Source organism: Uliginosibacterium silvisoli (assembly GCF_036017035.1).
Classification (GTDB): domain Bacteria; phylum Pseudomonadota; class Gammaproteobacteria; order Burkholderiales; family Rhodocyclaceae; genus Viridibacterium; species Viridibacterium silvisoli.
This window is the reverse complement of record NZ_JAYXHS010000005.1, coordinates 80,683-100,186: the sequence shown is the minus strand read 5'-3', so window position 1 is coordinate 100,186 and position 19,504 is coordinate 80,683. Positions and strand designations below refer to the sequence as shown.

Below are 19,504 nucleotides of genomic sequence, written 5' to 3'. Positions count from 1 at the left end.
TCAGTTTCTCGTTTGGTCCCGCTGTTGCCCATGTGACAGCTTGCGTTCGATGCGCAGGCTGTAGCGCGACATGCCGAAGCAGAAGATCCAGTAGATGAAGGCCACGAACAGGTAGCCCTCAAGGAAGAACGGCCGCCACACCACATCGCCGCCGAGTGCCAGCGACAGCGCGCCGGTGAGTTCGTACAGGCTGACGATGGTGACCAGCGAGCAGTCCTTGAAGTTGCCGATGAAGCTATTCACCAAGGAGGGCAGCACGGCTTGCAGCGCCTGCGGCAGCAGGATCAGACCATGCGTCTTCCAGTAACCAAGGCCGAGCGACTGCGCAGCTTCGACCTGGCCGCGCGGCACCGACTGCAGGCCGCCGCGCACGATCTCGGCCATGTAGGCCGCGGCGAACAACCCGATGCCGACCAGCACGCGGATCAGCACATCCAGCTTCACGCCTTGTGGCAGGAACAGCGGCAACATGAACGAGGCCATGAACAGCACCGAGATCAGCGGCACACCGCGGATCAGCTCGACATAGGTCGCGCTCAGCGTGCGCACCACCGGCAGCTCAGAGCGACGCCCCATGGCCAGCAGGATGGACAGCGGGAATCCCAACAACATGCCACCGAGTGACAACAGCACAGTCAGCGGCAGGCCGCCCCACAGATTGCTCTTCACCGGCGTGAGGCCCGCCACACCGCCACCCATCAGCACCACGAAGAGCGTCGTTCCCAGCAGCCATAGTGGTAAGAGATACCAGCGCCACATGCGCGGCACCGCGCTCACGCCGACCAGTGACAGCATCAGCAGCACAGCCGCCAGTGGCCGCCATTGCTCCGCATACGGATAACGCCCGAACAGGATGGTGCGGTACTTCTCCGACACCACGCCCCAGCACGCGCCTGCCGTGGCCTGGCAGGCATCGACATCGGGCCGCAGCACGGCCTTCAGCACCGCCCAGTCGATGAGCTGCGGCACGTACCAGCCGAGCAGGGCCAGCAGCAGGATTGTCGCGATGCTGTTGGGCCAGTCCGAGAAGAGATTGTTGCGCGCCCAGGCGACGAAGCCTTGCGTGCGCGCCGGTGCCGAGCGCGGTGGAATGGGCGAATGCACGACGGAGCTGAGGCTCATGCAAGCCCCTTCAGGTCCGCACGCCGGTTGAAGCGATGCATGAACAGCGCAGTCAATATCGATAGCGACACATACACGGCCATGATGATCGCCACGCATTCAAACGCACGGCCCGTCTGGTTGAGCGAGGTGTTGGCGATGGACACCAGATCGGGGTAGCCGACGGCCACCGCCAGTGAGGAGTTCTTCGTGAGGTTCAGATACTGGTTCGTCAGCGAAGGCAGGATCACGCGCATCGCCTGCGGCAGGATCACCAGCCGCAGCTGCTGCACACGGCCAAGCCCCAGCGCGCGCGCAGCCTCAAGTTGGCCGTGCTGGACTGACTGCACGCCGGCGCGCACCACCTCCGCAACGAAAGCAGCCGTGTAAGTAGACAGGCCAAGAAACACTGCGAGGAACTCTGGTGTCACGGCCGCGCCACCCGAGATATTGATCTCGCTCTTCTCAGGAAGGTCGAAGGCCCAGCCCGTGTCGCCGATGAGGCCACCCAAGGCATAGCCGAGTGCGATGCCGCCGCAGACCATCAGCACCACCGGCCACACACGCGGCAACTGTCGGCCACTATCGCTCAGCACGCGACTGGCTCGCCGGAGATGGAGGAAGCTTGCCGTCACGCCCAATAGCAAACCAGCACCGGCGTAGATCCAGCTCAGCGGCGAAGCCGGCACGGGAAACACCAGCCCGCTCTTGCTGAGGAACAGGCCGGGCAGGGGAGACAGGGCCTCGTCCGAAGTCGGCAGCATGTCGCTGAGTACGAAGTACCACATCAGCAGCTGCAACAGGATCGGCACATTGCGCACGAGCTCCACGTAAGCTGTGCACAGGCTGCGCAGCAGGAAATTACGAGACAAGCGTCCGATGCCCAGCAGCGTACCGAGCACCGTGCACACCACGATGCTGCTCAAAGCCACACGCACGGTGTTGCCGAGCCCGACGAGAAAAGCCCGCCAGAAAGGCTGCCCCGACTCATAACCGAACAGCCCCTCGCTGATCTCGAATCCCGCCGGATCGAGCAGGAAGTCGAAGCCGGCGTGCGCGCCGCGTGCACGCATATTGGCGAGGGTGTTGCCGATGAGATACCAGACCAAGAGACCGATGATGGCGAGGACGACGAGTTGCAGGGCGCGGTTGCGCCAGATGTACGCAGTGCGCCGGTTATCGGGAGGGGGGGGGCGGGAGGCGATCAAGGGATGAGGCTTGGCAGGCATGGCTCAATGGTAAAGCCTCGAAGGGCGTCTCTGAAGACAATTCTCGCCGAGCCGGGCTGATGCCACGAAGGGCCGCGTCGGTCCGGTAGGCTGCCCTGAAGTCGCTTCTTGCGTATGCTCATGGACTAAGCCTGACTTGGTGCTGTTGCGCGTGCCGTGAGCAGTGATCGTTCACAACTGGCTGCAGTCCCTCGATGAACTTGAAAGCGACCGAACAATGAAGCTCCGTATCAAAGCGCTGCTGCTGGGATTGGGAGCGAGTCTTTTCGCTACGGCAATGCTTGTCTTTACGCTTCCGTTTCTTTTTTTCTCCCTTTCGATCGAGACAGAGTTGTGGCTGTTGTGGCTTCCCTGTCTTGTACTTCCGCCGGCCTTGATGCTTGGCGGTTTTGTCGCGGCAAGGTTTTTTCCGCATGGAAAATTCCTGACGGGCGCGCTGACCGGGAGTCTGTCGGCGAGCTTCCTGCTGATCTTCATCCAGCCCGCCGCAATGACCGCAGATGGGGTGGTCGGGCTGCCGTTCGCGCTGCTTGTTTACTCCGCAATTGTCTTCGGAGGCGCGTTGTTCGGCATCCTTGGTGCATGGCATTTGCGGCGTGACTCACCGGTACCGGAAAAATGAAAAATATCCAGGTCATCGACGGCGCAGAGAACTGTGTCTACGACATCTTCGCAGCGACCGAGGAAGAGTTTGCGTTGATCTTTCCTGAGTGGGAGGACATTGCCTTCATCGATGAGGTCCGGGATCGCGGGAACACTGAAGCCCTGCGCAGAGCGCTCGGGAGTCTTTGGGGCAGAAGGGTGCCGAAACGTGACGCTCAGGGCATTCACGGAATACTTTTCTATCAGCTCGATCACAAGAAGGCCTACTACGCGACCTGCAGGGATAAAGAAGCGGCGAATTCCGATGGTTCCTTGCTACGTCGCGCCTGATAATGCCGGGCTCAATGCGCTTCGCTTGCTGACACTCCAGACGCATCAAGGATCCTGCCGACGCATTCATCTGGCCACTCGACCATCGCGGAAATGACGCGAATGACCTCTGGCATGTAGAGTTCTTCCGCCCGCTGTCTGTCTTCGGCGCCGACACGCAGCGACAGGCCAACCTGGCCGTTTACTGTCTGCATCCACACCTTGAGGTCGTTCGAGGTGAAGCCGGCAAAGCGCATCGGGAAGGGCCTTGCACGATATGGGCCCTCTGCTGCGATATCGTCCAGCGCGGGAAACACGTTGATCAGGTAATCCTCGAAAGGATTGCGGATGGATGCTTCCTGGATATGCGCCTTGACGACTGCCCATGGCACGGCACCAAAGCGCATCATCGAGAACGTGTCGCGCTGCACGCGCCTGATCAAGGACCGGCAGTCCTGGCCTTCTTCGATCGCGAAGGGCATGGGGACATCGTTGGCGAGGAAACCTACGATGTCATCTGCGCCCTGATGCGCCCTGTTCGAGAATGGCAGGCGAATGCAGAGATGGCGGCGCTGGAATAGCGATGACAGGGCCAGCATCGCGCCCGACATCAATACCGTGTGCAGACTCGTCTGTGTTTGCCTCGATATTCGATGGAGCCCGTCGCAGAGCGCTTGCGGCAATTTCTGTGAAACAGCAATGGATGGCCGCACTTGCAGTGCCGAGCTGGCATAGCCGGACGGCAGTTCCCGCCGGGCCTGCGCAATGCCGCTGGTTGTGCAGTCGATGAGTCGATGCAGACGCGCGCTGAAGTCAGGCGTTGCTGCCCAGGCTCTCTGGCTGGCGACAAAATCGACAAGCTTGTAGCGCGGTTGGCGTGGCACGGGCTTCGCTCCTTGCGCAAGCAAGCCATAGTCGCGCCACACGCTGGAGATCATGAGACGTATCGAGGTGGCGTCGGCGATGACATGCGGCATGCTCATCGCAATCACCGATGAGCCTTCACGCGTGTGGATCAGCAGCACGCGCAGCCAGTTCTCGTATTCGAAGGCGAACGGCTTGTCGCAGAAGGCCGCGACTTCCGCGGAGACCGCGGGATCCCCGATTGCGTCACCGTGCTGCAATACGATGAACTCGATGGGGCATGCATCGATTGGCATGATGTGCCTGACAAGCCGCCCCTGTGCGTCGGGCCGGAAGCGGGTTCTCGGCCCGTCGTAGGTCTTGCAGGCAGCCTCGACGCATTGCAGGAGCAGAAGCGGGGAGATTTCGCCTGCAAACGAGATGGCCGCGTTCACGTTGGAGGCCCTGCCGTGGCTGTTCATGAGCCAGCGCACGGCTTGCTCTTCCTGGAATGAGAGAAGCCTGCAGTCGTCGTGGTGTTCGAGTCTGAGCATGTCTTGAATGCGATTTACATGGCCATGGCTCGCAAACCAAGGCGGCACACCGCTCTGCGGGATGTTCTTGCGACGGCTTATACAGCAGAACATGCATTTCCGCTGACGCGATCTGCTGCCGGACGGATACCGTTTTGAAACCGTCAATCCATCCGCGCTGCATACCGCGACAGCTGGATGCTAGCCTTGCGTGCCATCACACCGGTCGGGTTACCCGCGCAGATATGAAGATGAACACGCAAGGCAGTGGTTTTCTGTCAGGACTGTTCCTGGTCCTCCTCGCGATCATGCTCACCCCTCATCTTGGACTGGAGCTGCCGTGGACGCCGCGGACAACCCCGTATCGCCTTGCCCACGCACCGCTTGCCGGATGGTCCCTGGCGATCGCGATGGGTGCAGGACTTGCATGCCTGTGGCGAAGCAATGGTATTGCGCGCGATGTCACAGGGCTGATCCTGTCCGGGGGCTTGCTCGCCACGGCCTTGATCAGCGCATTGTTCTTCGATGCCTTCCTGTCTCCCTTGCTTGTCTTTGCGACCATGCCGGTCTTGCGCGCATCGGTGCTTGGGGTGGGGCAGAAAGTGGCAAGTCGGTCGTAGTAGCGCGCAGGGGCCTCGCCTATGCGACACCCCGTGGACGCCACCTGGACGTCCCATATCAGCCCCCACGTGAAAACGGCTCGCATCTGCGAGCCGTTGTCGTTGTCACTACTGCTTATCGCACGGGCGGTGCGTACAGAATCCCGCCCTTGTTCCAGAGATTGTTCAGGCCACGCGGCAGCTTGAGTATCGACTTCGGGCCGACATTGCGTTCGAAGATCTCGCCGTAGTTGCCGCCGGCCTTGATCGCGCGGTAGGCCCAGTCCTTGTCGAGACCGAGCAGCTTGCCGCTGTCTTCCGAGGTGCCGAGGATGCGCTGAACGACCGGATCCTTGCTGGTGGCCTTGAGTTCGTCGACGTTGGCTTGGGTGATGCCGTTCTCCTCTGCTTCGATCAGGGCGAAGATGGTCCACTTCACGATGCTGAACCATTCGTCATCGCCGCGGCGTACGGCCGGGCCGAGGGGCTCCTTGGAGATGATGTCGGCGAGCAGGACATAGTCGTCAGGATTCTTGGCTTCCTTGTTGCGCAAACCGGCGAGACCGGAGAGGTCGGTGGTGTAGGCCTGGCAGCGACCGGAGAAGAAGGCCTTGTATGAAGCCTCGAAGCCTTCGAAGACGATGGGCTTGACCTTGATGCCCAGCGTGCGGAAATAGTCCGCCAGGTTCTTCTCGTTGGTGGTGCCGGACTGTACGCAGATCTCGGCATTCTTCAGTTGCTTCGGGCTGGTGACCTTGAGCTTCTTTGGGACGAGGAAACCCTGGCCGTCGAAATAGGTGATGGCGGTGAACTCGAGGCCGAGCGAGGCGTCGCGCGTCAGTGTCCAGGTGGTGTTGCGCGCCAGCAGATCGACCTCGCCGGACTGGATGGCCGTGAAGCGTTGCTGCGAGTTGAGGGGGACGAAGTTCACCTTCTTGGGGTCGCTCAGCAGTGCGGCTGCGATGGCGCGGCAGGTGTCCACATCCAGCCCCGACCAGTTGCCCTGGCTATCGGGTAGCGAGAAGCCGGCAACGCCGGTGCTGACACCGCACTGGATGGCGCCGCGCTGCTTGATGGTGTCTATGGTCTTGCCAGCGTAGGCGGGCAGGCTGAAGGCAGCACAGACGAGTGTTGCAAGCGCTGTCTTGAGGGCAATGTTGAAAGGCTGGCGTTTCATATGTCGTCCCTTGGCGAGAGAGTGGAGCAGGCCGGCCGGGTTGGGCCGCGCATGGATCTGATCAGCGCAAGAGCTTAGCAGCGCTGGCCGTCGGACGATACGAAGAGAAGTGAATTAGCTTTCCCGCGCGTGGGGCGCTTCTGTAGCGGACGCGCGGGAGGGCAGGGCTTCAGGCGTGGCCGGGCTTGAGTGCCGCGCAGCGTATGGCGTCAGCCAGTGGCAGGGGGCGGCTGAGGAAATAGCCTTGCGCGTTGGCGGCGCCCAGTGAGCGCAGGGATTCCAGCTCGGCAGCGGTCTCCACGCCTTCGGCCAGCACGCTGATGCCGGTCTGGCGCGCAAACTCGATGAGGGCTGCCGCGAGGGCGTGCCGGGTGGGATCGGTATCGATACTGCGTGTCAGGCTGATGTCGAGCTTGATGATGTCGGGTTGCACGCTGAGGATATGACGCATGCTTGCGTAGCCGGCGCCCGCATCGTCGATCGAGACGCGTACCCCGCGGGCGCGTAGCGGCTCGAGGCTGCGCATCAGGCTCGGATAGTCGTCCACGTGGGCGTGTTCCGTCAGTTCCAGGACGATGCGGCGTGAGTCAGATGAGCGCAGCAGCGCAGGCAGGCGGCCGCTCAGGATCGTCTCCGGCGAGGCATTGAGCGCGATGTAGATGTTCTCGGGGAGGGCGTCGATGGCCTCCATTGCGCGGCTGATGGCGCATAGCTCGAGGTTCGTGCCGAGGCCGACTTCGGCCGCATCGGCAAACCAGACATCGGGAGGGCTGGGCGGGGCGCCGCGAAAGCGCGACAGGCATTCGACGCCGATCGGATGATTGTCGAGCAGGCTGTAGATGGGCTGGAAGACGATGTCCGGCCCGCCTTGGCGGATGGCCATTTCGATGCGCTCGGTTTTCAGGCGACGCGCCAGTGAGCTGGCGAGTTCGCATTCGATCTGGTACGCAACCAGATCGGCGAATGCCGACATCATCTGCAGGTCGCGCTCGTTGAGGCTCTGGTCAGGCATGAAGGAGAAGCAGCAGAAGGTGCCGTAGACCCTGCCGTCGCTGAGGCGGATCGGTACGCTCAGGTGCGAGCCGATCGGGATGGCCAGCGTCTCCGGCTGGGCCATCGCCTCGGGCACGGCCGTGGTGTCGGGGATCAGGCGCGGCAGGCGACCGTCGACGACGCGCTGGCAATAGCCGTTCTCGAGCGGCACGGAGTCGCCGACATGGATCGGTGTCCAGCCCGCTGCGTCGACCTGGCGGAAAAAGCGCTCCGTGCCGATGAACTCGGACACGAATGCCACATCCATGCAGAGATGAGTGCGGATGGCATGCAAGATCCTGTCGATGGTCTGATCAGTGTTGTTTGAAGGAGATGCCCCATGTGGCATCAGGTCGGGGAGTAGTCTGGAGAGGTGATTCGTTTCGCCAAGGTTCATGTCTAGCCGTGCTCCCCGTCTGGTTGGGCTTTCCGTAGCGTTCTGCAAAACCACGGCACTCAGTCAATGAGTATCGGAAAGAAAATGCCAAAGTGATATAGGTGATTTCGTCGATGCTGAAGATGCACTATGAATATGCGGTCTGCGTCGGGTTGCAGGTCACGGAAAGCTTTCCGGTCTGTCTGGTGTGCCGGAGAGCTGACTGGAATTGGCGTTGCCGTCATCTGGATATAGAGTGGAATCAGGCGCTTTACGCAATTGCGCCTGATCGTGGCGCAGCTTTCATATACCTCCAGGGAGGCTTCATGACGAAATCCATCATTGCAATCATGCTGGCATGCAGCGCCTGGGGCGCGAGTGCTGCCGACGTCCAGGTTGATATAGGCAGTGCGCGTATCCAGGCGCCCGGGGTGAGCATCACCTTTGGCAGCCGCGATAGCAGGGGCTACTACTGGGACGGCGGGGAGTACCGTGATCAGGATTACTGGCGCAAACACAATGGCCCCAAGGGCGAGAAGTACTACACCGGTCGCGGCAAGGGGAATGGCGGCTGTCCGCCCGGGCAGGCCAAGAAGGGGAAGTGCTGAGCGCTTCTATCTGCCTTTCCTGCATCAAGAAAACGGCCGCATCTGCGGCCGTTTGCTTACCCGCCTTGTCCTGGCGGCAATCCTGAGCGGAATCAAGCGGGCACCAGCGCGTGAGCGCGGCGGTTGATGCGCAGGACCATCACCGCAGCTACCAGGCAGAGGGCTCCGGAAATCATCGTTGCGACCGTGTAGGTACCGAGGCTATTGCGCAGCACGCCGGCGAGCAGGGCGGCGAATGCTGCACCGAGCTGGTGACCGGCCACGACCCAGCCGAAGACGATGGGGGCATCCTGCGCGCCGAACACGTCGTTGGTCAGGCGTACGGTGGGCGGTACGGTCGCGATCCAGTCGAGGCCATAGAACAGGGCAAATACCGGCAGGCCGAAGTAGCTCAGGCCAAATGCATACGGCAGGTAGATCAGTGCGAGGCCGCGCAGGCCGTAGTACCAGAACAGCAGCACGCGGTTGTTGAAGCGGTCCGACATCCAGCCGGATGCCGTGGTGCCGACCAGGTCGAGTGCGCCCATGGCTGCCAGGATGCTGGCGCCTTGCACGGCGCTCAGGCCGTAGTCGCCGCACATGGCGATGAAATGCGAGCCGATGTAGCCGTTGGTGCTGGCGCCACACACGAAGAAGCTGAAGAACAGCAGCCAGAAATCACGTACTTTGACTGCCCGGCCAAGGGCGCCGAATGCGATGGCAATTGGATTCTTGCGGCTCGCAGGCGGTGCCAGTGGCGCGTTGGCAGGCTCGCCGTACAAGGGCAGGCCCAGCGCGGCCGGGCGTTCGGGCAGGAACAGGAATGCCAGCGGAATGACCACCGCGACACCGGCTGCCACCGTCAACACCACGGGGCGCCAGCCGTAGCGCTCGACGATGCTGGCCAGCAGCGGCAGGAAGACGAGCTGGCCAGTGGCCGAACTGGCCGTGAGGATACCCATGGCAAGGCCGCGACGTTCCTTGAACCAACGGCTGACCACCGTTGCGCCGAGGGTCATTGACGTTGCGCCGGTCGAGCAGCCAACGACGAAGCCCCACAGCAGCCACATCTGCCAGCTCTTCTGCATCAGGCTGGAGAGGGCGATGCCACCGCAGAGGATGGCGAGCGCGCTCAGCACGGTGGCGCGCAGACCGAAGCGTTCCATGGCCGCCGCGGCGAATGGGCCCATCAGGCCGAACAACGCGAGGTTGATCGACAGGGCGACGGAGATGGTCGCCAGATCCCAGCCGAAAGCCTGTTGTAGCGGCACCAGCATCACGCTGGGCGTGGCGCGCGTGCCGGCTGTGATGAGCATGACCAGAAAGGTCAATGCGACGGCTATCCACGCATAGTGGAAGCGGTTCCCGATGCGCTTCTGCGCCCATTGTGCGACTGCCTGCATGTGCAGTTCTCCCTACTGGCTTGAATGATGTTACCGATCGGTAACAATGCTTGTAATGCTATGTACCGATCGGTAACATGTCAAGCGAACCAAGTGGAACGTGGCCGGAAGGCTTCCGCAGGGAGGTGACGCAATGGGCAATGAGATCAATGACACAAACGCCGTGGCAGAGCAGGCGCCAAAGGCCCGGCCGCGCAAGGTGACGCAGGCGCAGGACGCGCAGGCGCAGATCCTCGATGCGATCGATGAGTTGTTCTACCGCGAGGGCGCGCGCGCGGTGGGGGTCGATGCCATCGTGAAGCGGGCGGGCGTCAATAAAATGAGCCTGTACCGACAGTTCGCGTCGAAAGACGCGCTGATGCTGCATTACCTCGCTGGGCGCGAGGCGCGCTTCTGGAAGTACTTCGATGCCAGCGTGGCCAAGCACCCCGGCAAGCCACGCGAGCAATTGCAGCAGGTGTTCGTGGACATGGCCGAGCGCGTTGGCCGGCCCGGCTATCGCGGCTGCCCGTTCGTGAACATCGCCGTGGAGTTTCCGGACCCCGCACACCCTGTGCGCGGCGTGGTCGCGGAGAACAAGAAGCAGCTGATGGCACGCTTGCTGAAGCTGGCAACGCAGGCTGGCGCGCGCGATCCGCAAGCGCTGGCGGATGGTGCCGCGCTCCTCATCGAGGGCGGCTACACGGCGACGCAAACCTATGCCCCCGGCCACCCCCTGATTGCAGCCTTGCCACAGGTCGCCGCCGCCATGATCGCGACGGCCTGCGACGCGGCGGACTAGCGGACTGCCTTGTCGGGCGTGAGCTTGTGCTTTTCCATGTTTGGCAGGAAGGCCGTGATCAGCCCGATCAGCGGCAGATACGCACACAGGCGATAAACATACTCGATGCCGTGCTGGTCAGCCAGGCTGCCCAGCACCGCCGCGCTGATGCCGCCCATGCCGAAAGCGAAGCCGAAGAACATGCCTGACACGGCACCCACTTTGCCCGGCACCAGTTCCTGCGCGTAGACGAGGATCGCCGAGAAAGCCGACGCGAGAATCAGGCCGATGACGAAGGTCAGGATGCCCGTCCACATGAGGTCGGCATACGGCAGGATCAGCGTGAAAGGCGCCGCGCCAAGAATGGATGCCCAGATCACGCGCTTGCGGCCGATGCGGTCGCCGATCGGCCCGCCGAGAATCGTGCCGGCCGCAACGGCGAACAGGAATACGAACAGATGCACCTGCGCGGATTGCACCGAGAGGTGGAACTTGCTCATCAGGTAGAAGGTGTAATAGCTGCTGATGCTGCTCATGTAGAAGAACTTGGAGAAGATCAGCATCAGCAACACGAACATCGACCAGGCCACGGTGCGCGTCGGCAGCGCCTTGTGCGTGGCGCTGGCAGCCTTGCGACGCAGGGCACCGCCGACTTGCTGGCGTTTGTACCAGGCGCCAATCTTCCACAGGATGCCGATGGCAAGCAGGGCTGCCAGCGCAAACCAGGCGAGGCTGCTTTGCCCGTGCGGGATGATGATCAAGGCTGCCAGCAAAGGACCTGCCGCGCTGCCTGCGTTACCGCCGACCTGGAAGATGGATTGCGCGAGGCCGTGCTGGCCGCCCGAGGCAAGACGCGCAATGCGTGAAGACTCCGGGTGAAAAATCGACGAACCGGTGCCGACGAACACCGAGGCAACCAGCACTGTTTCAAAGTTCGGTGCAAAAGCGAGTAATAGCAAGCCGAATAGGGTGCTAGCCATGCCGATGGCGAGCGAATACGGCTTGGGGTACTTGTCCGTGTAGAGCCCCACCAGTGGTTGCAGCAGCGATGCAGTCACCTGGTAGGTCAGCGTGATCAGCCCGATCTGCGTGAAGCTCAAGCTGAACGTGCCTTTGAGCAGCGGATAGATCGACAGGATCAGCGACTGGATCATGTCATTGAGGAAGTGCGAGACGCTGATGGCGCCGAGCACCCGGAAACGGGTGCGTTCGGCGTTCGGGGCGGCGGCGTTGCTGGCTGTAGCGCTGGTGTCCATGGGATGTCTGGTCTGCAACATGAGCGGGTTCAGGGGCAATGGAAGGGCTGGTCTTCCATTGGAGCTGCAATGCTACTGGCGGAGTTTCTGCCCGTCCTGCGAGAATATGGCTTGAGCCTTCGAGAAATGGACATGCCATGGAGACGCCGAAGATACGTCCTCACACCCCGGATCCAGACAGTCTGTTGAAGGGCTTTGCGGCGCCGTACACGCTTTACGACCGCACCGAGATGCCGGTAACGGCGCTGGCGGCTGACTATCTGCCCGACCACGAGACGCCGCGCCACGACCACCCGAACATCCAGTTGATCCACGCCGTACGTGGCGTCATGGTCGTGAGCACGCAGATCGGGCAATGGATCGTGCCGCCCTCGCGCGGCTTGTGGATGCCGGCGGGTGTTGAACACTCGATCCGCATGGTGGGCAAGGTGGAGATGCGGACCGCCTTCATCCGCCCTGATGCGGCGCCGGGATTACCCACGCAATGTGCGGTGCTGGGGGTCTCGCCGTTATTGCGTGAGTTGCTGCTCGCAGCAGTCGAAGTGCCCTTGCCATACCACGCGGACTCCCGTCATGGGCGCTTGATGCGCTTCCTGCTCGATGAGGTGCAGCAGATGCCAAGCCTGCCCCTGAGCCTGCCGCGCCCCGAAGACCCGCGCCTGCAAAGGATCTGCGAGACGATCACGCAAACGCCGGACGATCAGTCGACCGCCGGGGAGTGGGCGGTGCGTTTGAAGGTGGATCCGAAAACGATTCACCGCCTGTTCCTGCGCGAGACAGGCATGACTTTCGGCCAATGGCGCCAGCAGGCGCGTCTGCTGGCGGCGCTGGAGCACCTGGCTGGCGGAGCCCGCGTCGTGGATGTGGCGCTGGAGCTGGGGTACAACAGCCCGACCGCGTTCGCGACTATGTTCAAGCGCCAGTTCGGCGTCGCCCCCAGTAGTTTCTTTCAGTGAGGCTAGTGTTCAGCAGGGTGTTCGACATTTGCGGCCAGGCCCGCAGGCTCGCTGGGTAAGGGCCGGGTTTCACGATACTGGGTGTCGAGCATGTCGAAGGCGAATTCGACGCTGGCCATTGTGCTGGTAAGCCGGCCGCCCGCAGGCTGCCCGGCAATGACGTTATCCATCTCGGCAATGAATTCGGCGGCGGATTTTTTCCATACTTCGTAGGCTTGTTGCACTTGGGCATTCATGGCGGGCCTCCTGGACGGGCATTTATTGGCAGATGCCCATTGCCCGCAAAATCCTTGCCCGCCGGGCCCCAGGCGGCAATCCGCGCCCGATTTGACGCTTTTTCACAACTACGCCGACGCGAAATCGATTTTCGTTGTCAACCTGCACGTAAAAGCCTCGTTATTTGCCCATGACACACAACATCAGTGTTCTGGAGACAAGCATGGGCCAAGCCGCCAAAGAATCGTACGCCGAGTTTATTGACTCCCTGAAAGCAGCGGGCGTCGAGATTTCCAACGAATCCGAGCTGACCGAACGACTCGCCGAGTCGCAGCGCTGGCACTATTCGTTCATGACTCTGGCACGCAATGGCGCAGCGCTCGGCATCCGTTTCCTCGACCGTGGCGCGAGCCGTCACAGCGCATCGATCCGCAAGGCCTTCCAGCGTTTCGAATTCCCGGGCAATTCCGACAGCGTCTTCGCTGACAGCCTGGCGAGCGACTGATCGTCCTCGATACCGCAGGCCTGCGATCGCGCGGCCTGCAGGCTTTCTCTCAGCCAGGCCGTTCGGCATGGCGTCTTCCTCAGGTTTCTCCCGCATTTCCTTCTGCGCTGACAAGTGCCTTGCGTCGGCGCAGCCGGACGTTGCACGGCGCGGACTCCGGGCCGCTGCGCCTATATAATCCTCCTTCGACCAACAGGACTGCCCGGCGCCTTGTCCGGGGATTTTTGATGCGTATCCTGCTCAGCAATGACGACGGATATTTCGCACCTGGCATCGCGGCGCTGGCCGCCGAGTTGAGCCAGATTGCCGATATCACCGTTGTCGCCCCCGAACGAGACCGCAGCGGTGCCAGCAACTCGCTGACGCTGGATCGCCCTTTGCAACTGCGGCGCGCGCCCAATGGTTTCTACTACGTCAATGGCACGCCCACTGACTGTGTGCACCTGGCCGTGACAGGCATGCTCGATCACCTGCCTGACATCGTTGTCTCAGGCGTAAATCACGGCGCCAATATGGGCGACGACACCATCTATTCCGGCACCGTGGCGGCAGCTACCGAGGGTTTCCTGCTCGGCGTGCCGGCGATTGCAGTATCACTCGTTGGCAAGCAGGCTTCGCATTTCGCCACTGCCGCGCGCATTGCTCGCCAGCTCGTTGAACGTTTCGCCGCCGAGCCTTTCGGCGCGCCAACTCTGCTCAACGTGAACGTGCCGGACCTGCCTTTCGAACAACTCGAAGGCACGCGCGTGACGCGTCTTGGCCGCAGGCACAGAGCCGAGCCCGTCATTCGCGCCAGCAACCCTCGTGGCGAGACGATCTACTGGGTCGGCGCCGCGGGCGAGGCGGCCGATGCGGGGGAGGGGACCGACTTCAATGCAGTTGCGCATGGCTTCGTCTCCGTCACGCCTTTGCAGATAGACTTGACCCACACCGCGCAGATCGCTGGCGTGGCAAACTGGCTGTAAAAAGCTTGATCGACAAAAGCTGACATGACGAGCTCACGCAAAGCTGCTTGAGCCCGCCCACAAGGCTTGTGGGGCCTTGGCCCTGAATTCACTCCGTCCTGTTTCCATCAGATTCATTGCACGCTTATTCATGATCGACGCCGCCCGTTCCGCAAGTCTCTCCGCCTCCCGTGCTCGTGGTCGCATGATTGAACACCTGCGCAAGCTGAAGATCGGCGACGAGGCCGTGCTCGATGCCATGAATCGCGTACCGCGCCATGCTTTCGTGGAAGAAGCTCTGGCCAGTCGTGCTTACGAGGACACCGCGCTGCCTCTGGGTTTCCAGCAGACCATTTCACAGCCGTTCGTCGTGGCACGCATGCTCGAACTGCTGGTAGCGGGCGGGCGCCCGCTTGGCAAGACGCTGGAAGTGGGGACGGGTTGCGGCTATCAGGCGGCAGTGTTGTCATGCATGGCCAGCGACGTGTATTCGATGGAGCGCATTGCAAAGTTGCTCGACCGTGCGCGCGCCAACCTGCGGCCGCTGAAAATTCCCAACATCCGCCTGAAACACGGCGACGGCAGTCTCGGTCTACCCGAGATTGCACCTTTCGATACCATCATTCTCGCGGCGGCCGGAAATGCTGTGCCGCCCGCGTTACTCAAGCAGCTTGCCCCAGGCGGGCGCATGGTAATGCCATTGGGATCGACGCATCAGGTCATCCTGCTCATCGAGCATGGACTGAACGGCGGCTTCAAAGAAACACGCCTCGATGCGGTACGCTTCGTCCCTCTTTTGCCAGGAACCGAATGAACGATCGCATGCCTCGTTTTCAAACCCTTTCAGGCTTGCTGCTGACGGCAGTGCTGGCGGCGTGTGCCAGTAAAGCACCTGCACCAGTCGAGACGCGCGACACTTCGCGTACCAAGGCCGTCGTCGGGCCAGTCGTGAGCAGTCCGAGCGCCCCGAGCGTGTCTTCGAGCCCGGCTGCGCCAGCTGCCGCACGTCCCGGCTACTACGTCGTGAAGAAGGGCGATACGCTGTACAGCATCGCCATGGAAAACGGCCATTCCTATCGCGAAGTTGCCTCCTGGAACAACATCGACAATCCGGCCCTGATCGCCGTGGGGCAAGAGCTACGCGTGCAGCCGCCGGAGGCGCCTGTAGCCAGCAGTGCAGGTACTCGGCCGGTCGTGGTGCCGCGCATCGAGTCGCGCCCACTTGACCAGTCAGCGCCTGTGGCTACCCAGTCGGGCGCCGTAGCGGGTGGCGCGACCAGTGCTCCGGTCGTGGCGAGCGGTGTTGCAAGTGCAAATGCTACTGGCATTGTGACCGAGCCGCGCGGTGGCCGCATGGCTTACTCGGATAAAGCCTGGAAGGATCTGCAGGCAGCCGCGCTGGCACAGTCCGAACCCAAGGCTGCTCCCGCCGTGGCTTCTGCCCCCGTTGCCGTGCCCAAAGCACCTTCTGCGGCGAGCTCGGCTCCGGTCGCTGCTCCTGTCGCCTCAGCATCGAGCTCCTCGGCACCGCTTGCAGATGCCGCCGTGAAAACGAGTGATGAAGGTATCGAATGGAGCTGGCCGTCGGGCGGCAAGGTTCTCGGTACTTTCAATGACAGCAGCAATAAAGGAGTAGACATTGGTGGCGCGATTGGCGACCCTGTAGTCGCCGCCGCGAGTGGCAAAGTGATTTACGCAGGCTCGGCCTTGCGGGGATATGGAAACCTCGTCATCATCCAGCATGCAGCGCAGTACACTTCGGTGTACGCGCACAACAAGGAAATCCTGGTAAAGGAAAACCAGAGCGTTCAAAAGGGTCAGAAAATTGCCGTAATGGGTGATAGTGACTCTGACAAACCGAAGCTGCATTTCGAAGTTCGCAAGCAGGGCAAACCTGCCGACCCGTTGAAGTTTCTACCTACGCGTTGAGAGGCTTACATGGCAGAACCGGAATTCCTCGATGAACCGGAAGAAAAGGAAGCCGATGTTCCTGCCGAGCTCGAGGCATTTGCGGATGTCGCGCCTGCCGTTGTACCCGAGAGCGAGTTTCTCAACGACGTCACCCAGATCTATCTCAATGAAATTGGCATAAACCCGCTACTGACTGCGGAGCAGGAAGGCATCCTGTCCCGCCGCGTCAAGCAGGGCGATTTCGAAGCTCGCCAGAAAATGATCGAACACAACCTGCGTCTGGTTGTGAACATCGCCAAGCATTACCTCAATCGAGGCATTCCGCTGCTCGACCTGGTCGAGGAGGGCAACCTCGGTCTGATGCACGCGCTCGACAAGTTCGATCCCGAGCGTGGCTTCCGTTTCTCCACTTATGCAACCTGGTGGATCCGCCAGAACATCGAGCGCGCGATCATGAATCAGTCGCGCACGATTCGCCTGCCGGTGCACGTTGTCAAGGAGCTCAACCAGGTCTTGCGCGCCCAGCGCCAGCTCGAGGCTTCCAATGGCTTCAGTGCGACGCCAGAAGCCATTGCCGAGCGGCTTGAGCGGCCGGTTGAAGATGTGCGCGCCGTGCTGGCGTTGAATGAGCACACTGCCTCTCTCGATGCGCCTCTCGATATCGATCCGAATCTTTCTATCGGCGAATCCATCGCCGACGAACAGGCGATCAGTCCCGAGCTGAACATTCACAATGGCGAAGTCGAATCGCTGATCCGCGAGTGGATCGGGCAACTCACCGACAAGCAGCGTCTCGTCATCCAGTACCGCTACGGCATCGACGATGTCGAAGTGCTGACGCTGGAAGACCTTGCCGCGCAGATGGATCTCACCCGCGAACGTGTCCGGCAGATCCAGCTGGAAGCGCTGGCACAACTCCGTAGGCTGATCAAACGCCGCGGTGTGTCGCGGGACGTACTTTTCTAGAATCCGCTTTCAAGCTCTTCTTCAATTTGAGGGGCAGCAATGCTGCAGGAGCGGGGCCACGCCCGCGACACCCCGCGTAAAACAAGAGGCCTGGACTGGATCGTTACCTGCGTTGTCGCGGGCATGGCCCGCTCCTGCAAGGGGGCTTAGATATCCAGGAACTGACGCATCGCATCTCGCACCAGATCGAGATCGATGAAGAAGTCAGTCTCAAATCCCTGCACGCCTTCATTCTTCACCGTCTCGCCACAGACGTAGGCCATCTCCTGGCCGATCATGCGTGCGATGTTCGTAAAGTAGTGGAAGTTGATCTGCGGGTGGTCTTTCGTCAGCAGTAGCAGCTTGGCGCCGGGTGGGGCGAAGACCATGTTCATGAAGGCCGCGCCGCCGGGGCCGGCGATCATCGAGGCCTCCGAGAATAGTTCGACCTGTTCGACGAAGCTCATGGTTTCGGGCTTGATCGATTCGAATCCTTTTTCCACGAACAGCGCTTCCAGCTCCGCTTCGTTGAGCATGCGCCGCTGGCCCTTGCGCAGCTGCTTGCCGCGTGAAATCCAGATGCGCCGCTTCGGCGTCTTCGAGGTATTGATCTTCGGCAGGATGCGTTCGCGCAGGTAGTGCACGGCTTCTGGATGCAGCGCGCCATCGGTGGCTGTGGCGCGCTCGTCCGGGCGGTACTGGCGCTTGTGGTAGGCGGTCAGGATGGACGGGTAGATGAGCCGATTGACCGTGTAGGAGCGCTTGATGTCGAGGATGCGTATCGGGTAACGATCGCCCACGATGAATTGCAGTGCTTCGATCTGCTGCTTGTACAGGCCCTTGGAGATGAGCAGCGGCACACCGTCGTACTGCGGCATGTCTTCGATGAGGTGCAGACGCGGTAGCTGCTCGGAGATCCAGTGCGCGTAGTTGTTCATCGCCTCGGTGAGCAGGAAGATGCCTTCCTCTATGGGTTGTTCGTCCAGTTCGTGAGCGTTGAACAGTACGTGCGTATCGGAGCTCAGAGGCACGTACTCGTCGGGGCGCAGGGCGTGGAAGTCCTTGAAGAAGGCCAGGCGGTCGTACAGTGCGCGACGCTCCTCGTCGACGAGGATGAGTTCGTGGCCCGGCAGAATGACGGCATTCTCGACCTCGGCGACGTACGCACCCGGCAGGGTTACCGGCTCTGCGCGAGCGCCTTCCGGATCGGCGCCAAACACCCGTACGTCTTCGGTCTGCCAGACCTTCTCCGGGAATTTCGGTATGAGCGGGAGAGCTTGGTTCTCGCTCCAGCTGGCAATGGATTGTGCTGGCGCCCAGCCTGTACGTGAGTTGGGCATGTCCTTCTTGCCCATCTCGAAGAACGCCCGCCTGTTGTCGTCGAAGAGCTGTTTTGCTTCGTCGTAGCGGCCGGTGACGAAGAGGATCTTGGCAAGAAGTTCGCGCACCGGGTATTTGTTGGGGGCGCGGGGCTCCGCAAGGAGGCAGGCTTCTTCTGCGGCGGCAAAGTCCTCGATCTTGTAGAAATAGCCAGCCAGGGCGATCAGCGTATCGAAGTGTTCCGGGTCGAGCGCGAGTGCCGCCTGGAAGGCGTCGATGGCTTCCGCGATCCGCTCCATCTGCAGCAGGCACATACCGGCGCGATACTGGTAGGCCGGATTGCCTTGTTCGAGGTGCGCTGCAATCTGGATCGCCTCAAGTGCTGCGGGCAGATCGCCCTGCGCGAGTTTGGAGCGGCTCAGATAGGTATAGGGAATGGCATTGTTCGGATTGAGCTCGATCGCACGCATGGCATAGCGAACGGCCTCCTCCTCGCGGAAGTCCAGGTTCTGGGCGCAGTAGCAGAGACTCAGCCAGGGATCCATCTGGTTCGGGTCGAGCTCGACCGAACGCAGGAGTAGTGGCTCGGCCTGCTTGTAGCAGGCAGCGAGGTTGTAGATGTAACCGAGGTTGTTGAGTGCCGAGATATTGTTGGCGTCGAGGGAGATCGCGCGCACCAGGCTGTCGGTTGCCGCCGGGTAGTCGTTCAGCATGAACTGGGCGCAGCCGGTTTGCGTGTGATAGGCCGAGTTGTAGGGTTCAAGCGCAACAGCCTGTTGCGCGGGAGTGAGCGCCTGCTGCCACTTGCCCTGACGCGCCAGCGCCATGGATTCCTGGTACAGATGCTCGGCGACGGCATTGAGGGGGGGGTGTTGCTCGCTCGATCTGCTCATCATGTG

The 19,504-nt window shown here is 61.6% G+C and carries 20 protein-coding genes; 11 read left to right on the top strand and 9 right to left on the bottom strand.

What is annotated here, in order from left to right; translation table 11 throughout:
* The gene (locus VVD49_RS20980; protein ID WP_327601196.1) at positions 1–1,122 is read right to left on the bottom strand and encodes an amino acid ABC transporter permease; all 1,122 of its coding nucleotides are present in this window, start codon (positions 1,120–1,122) and stop codon (positions 1–3) included.
* A complete protein-coding gene (locus tag VVD49_RS20975) occupies positions 1,119–2,330 on the bottom strand; it encodes an amino acid ABC transporter permease (RefSeq protein ID WP_327601195.1) in 1,212 nt (403 codons plus the stop codon). The genes VVD49_RS20980 and VVD49_RS20975 overlap by 4 nt, the downstream gene beginning before the upstream one ends.
* Before the next feature lie 217 nt (positions 2,331–2,547).
* Here VVD49_RS20975 and VVD49_RS20970 point away from each other — a divergent pair, with 217 nt between their 5' ends.
* On the top strand, positions 2,548–2,952 hold the full coding sequence (locus VVD49_RS20970; RefSeq protein ID WP_327601194.1) for a hypothetical protein: 405 nt from the start codon (positions 2,548–2,550) through the stop codon (positions 2,950–2,952).
* Positions 2,949–3,263 carry a hypothetical protein gene (locus tag VVD49_RS20965; protein WP_327601193.1) on the top strand — a complete coding sequence of 105 codons (315 nt, stop codon included), beginning with the start codon at positions 2,949–2,951 and terminating at the stop codon, positions 3,261–3,263. The genes VVD49_RS20970 and VVD49_RS20965 overlap by 4 nt, the downstream gene beginning before the upstream one ends.
* Positions 3,264–3,274: 11 nt before the next feature.
* Here the strand turns inward: VVD49_RS20965 and VVD49_RS20960 are convergent, their stop codons facing one another.
* Complete coding sequence (locus VVD49_RS20960) at positions 3,275–4,639, bottom strand: condensation domain-containing protein (protein ID WP_327601192.1); 1,365 nt, start codon at positions 4,637–4,639, stop codon at positions 3,275–3,277.
* Between the two features lie 224 nt (positions 4,640–4,863).
* On the opposite strand from VVD49_RS20960, the gene VVD49_RS20955 reads away from it, so the two are divergent.
* Complete coding sequence (locus VVD49_RS20955) at positions 4,864–5,238, top strand: hypothetical protein (protein WP_327601191.1); 375 nt, start codon at positions 4,864–4,866, stop codon at positions 5,236–5,238.
* A gap of 115 nt (positions 5,239–5,353) precedes the next feature.
* Here the strand turns inward: VVD49_RS20955 and VVD49_RS20950 are convergent, their stop codons facing one another.
* Together VVD49_RS20950 and VVD49_RS20945 are read right to left on the bottom strand one after the other, a co-directional pair.
* Positions 5,354–6,394 (bottom strand): amino acid ABC transporter substrate-binding protein, encoded by a 1,041-nt coding sequence (locus VVD49_RS20950; protein WP_327601190.1) that lies wholly within the window; start codon positions 6,392–6,394, stop codon positions 5,354–5,356.
* A 169-nt stretch (positions 6,395–6,563) separates the two neighbouring features.
* Positions 6,564–7,775, bottom strand: coding sequence for a sensor domain-containing phosphodiesterase (locus tag VVD49_RS20945; protein ID WP_327601340.1), 1,212 nt, complete (start codon positions 7,773–7,775; stop codon positions 6,564–6,566).
* Positions 7,776–8,128: 353 nt separating this feature from the next.
* Here VVD49_RS20945 and VVD49_RS20940 point away from each other — a divergent pair, with 353 nt between their 5' ends.
* Positions 8,129–8,410, top strand: a complete 282-nt coding sequence (locus VVD49_RS20940) for a DUF2502 domain-containing protein (protein WP_327601189.1) — start codon at positions 8,129–8,131, stop codon at positions 8,408–8,410.
* 92 nt (positions 8,411–8,502) lie between these two features.
* Here VVD49_RS20940 and VVD49_RS20935 read toward each other — a convergent pair whose 3' ends face one another.
* On the bottom strand, positions 8,503–9,792 hold the full coding sequence (locus VVD49_RS20935; protein ID WP_327601188.1) for an MFS transporter: 1,290 nt from the start codon (positions 9,790–9,792) through the stop codon (positions 8,503–8,505).
* 133 nt (positions 9,793–9,925) lie between these two features.
* On the opposite strand from VVD49_RS20935, the gene VVD49_RS20930 reads away from it, so the two are divergent.
* Positions 9,926–10,573, top strand: coding sequence for a TetR/AcrR family transcriptional regulator (locus VVD49_RS20930; RefSeq protein WP_327601187.1), 648 nt, complete (start codon positions 9,926–9,928; stop codon positions 10,571–10,573).
* On the opposite strand, the gene VVD49_RS20925 is transcribed toward VVD49_RS20930, so the two are convergent.
* A complete protein-coding gene (locus VVD49_RS20925) occupies positions 10,570–11,829 on the bottom strand; it encodes an MFS transporter (RefSeq protein WP_327601186.1) in 1,260 nt (419 codons plus the stop codon). The two genes, VVD49_RS20930 and VVD49_RS20925, sit on opposite strands and share 4 nt — an antisense overlap.
* Before the next feature lie 116 nt (positions 11,830–11,945).
* Here VVD49_RS20925 and VVD49_RS20920 point away from each other — a divergent pair, with 116 nt between their 5' ends.
* Complete coding sequence (locus VVD49_RS20920) at positions 11,946–12,764, top strand: AraC family transcriptional regulator (RefSeq protein ID WP_327601185.1); 819 nt, start codon at positions 11,946–11,948, stop codon at positions 12,762–12,764.
* A gap of 2 nt (positions 12,765–12,766) precedes the next feature.
* Here the strand turns inward: VVD49_RS20920 and VVD49_RS20915 are convergent, their stop codons facing one another.
* Positions 12,767–13,000 carry a hypothetical protein gene (locus VVD49_RS20915; protein WP_327601184.1) on the bottom strand — a complete coding sequence of 78 codons (234 nt, stop codon included), beginning with the start codon at positions 12,998–13,000 and terminating at the stop codon, positions 12,767–12,769.
* A 203-nt stretch (positions 13,001–13,203) separates the two neighbouring features.
* Between VVD49_RS20915 and VVD49_RS20910 the strand changes: the two genes are divergently transcribed.
* The 5 genes from VVD49_RS20910 to rpoS all read left to right on the top strand — a co-directional run bounded on the left by VVD49_RS20910 (position 13,204) and on the right by rpoS (position 17,306).
* A complete protein-coding gene (locus VVD49_RS20910; RefSeq protein WP_327601183.1) occupies positions 13,204–13,485 on the top strand; it encodes a hypothetical protein in 282 nt (93 codons plus the stop codon).
* Between the two features lie 227 nt (positions 13,486–13,712).
* Complete coding sequence (gene surE / locus VVD49_RS20905; RefSeq protein ID WP_327601182.1) at positions 13,713–14,450, top strand: 5'/3'-nucleotidase SurE; 738 nt, start codon at positions 13,713–13,715, stop codon at positions 14,448–14,450.
* A gap of 130 nt (positions 14,451–14,580) precedes the next feature.
* Complete coding sequence (locus VVD49_RS20900; protein WP_327601181.1) at positions 14,581–15,243, top strand: protein-L-isoaspartate(D-aspartate) O-methyltransferase; 663 nt, start codon at positions 14,581–14,583, stop codon at positions 15,241–15,243.
* Between the two features lie 8 nt (positions 15,244–15,251).
* Positions 15,252–16,358, top strand: a complete 1,107-nt coding sequence (locus VVD49_RS20895) for a peptidoglycan DD-metalloendopeptidase family protein (RefSeq protein WP_327601180.1) — start codon at positions 15,252–15,254, stop codon at positions 16,356–16,358.
* 9 nt (positions 16,359–16,367) lie between these two features.
* Entirely contained in the window at positions 16,368–17,306 is a 939-nt protein-coding gene (rpoS, locus tag VVD49_RS20890; RefSeq protein ID WP_327601179.1) for an RNA polymerase sigma factor RpoS, read from the top strand.
* A 146-nt stretch (positions 17,307–17,452) separates the two neighbouring features.
* Here rpoS and VVD49_RS20885 read toward each other — a convergent pair whose 3' ends face one another.
* Positions 17,453–19,501, bottom strand: coding sequence for a glycosyltransferase 61 family protein (locus tag VVD49_RS20885; protein WP_327601178.1), 2,049 nt, complete (start codon positions 19,499–19,501; stop codon positions 17,453–17,455).
* Between the last annotated feature and the right edge of the window lie 3 nt (positions 19,502–19,504).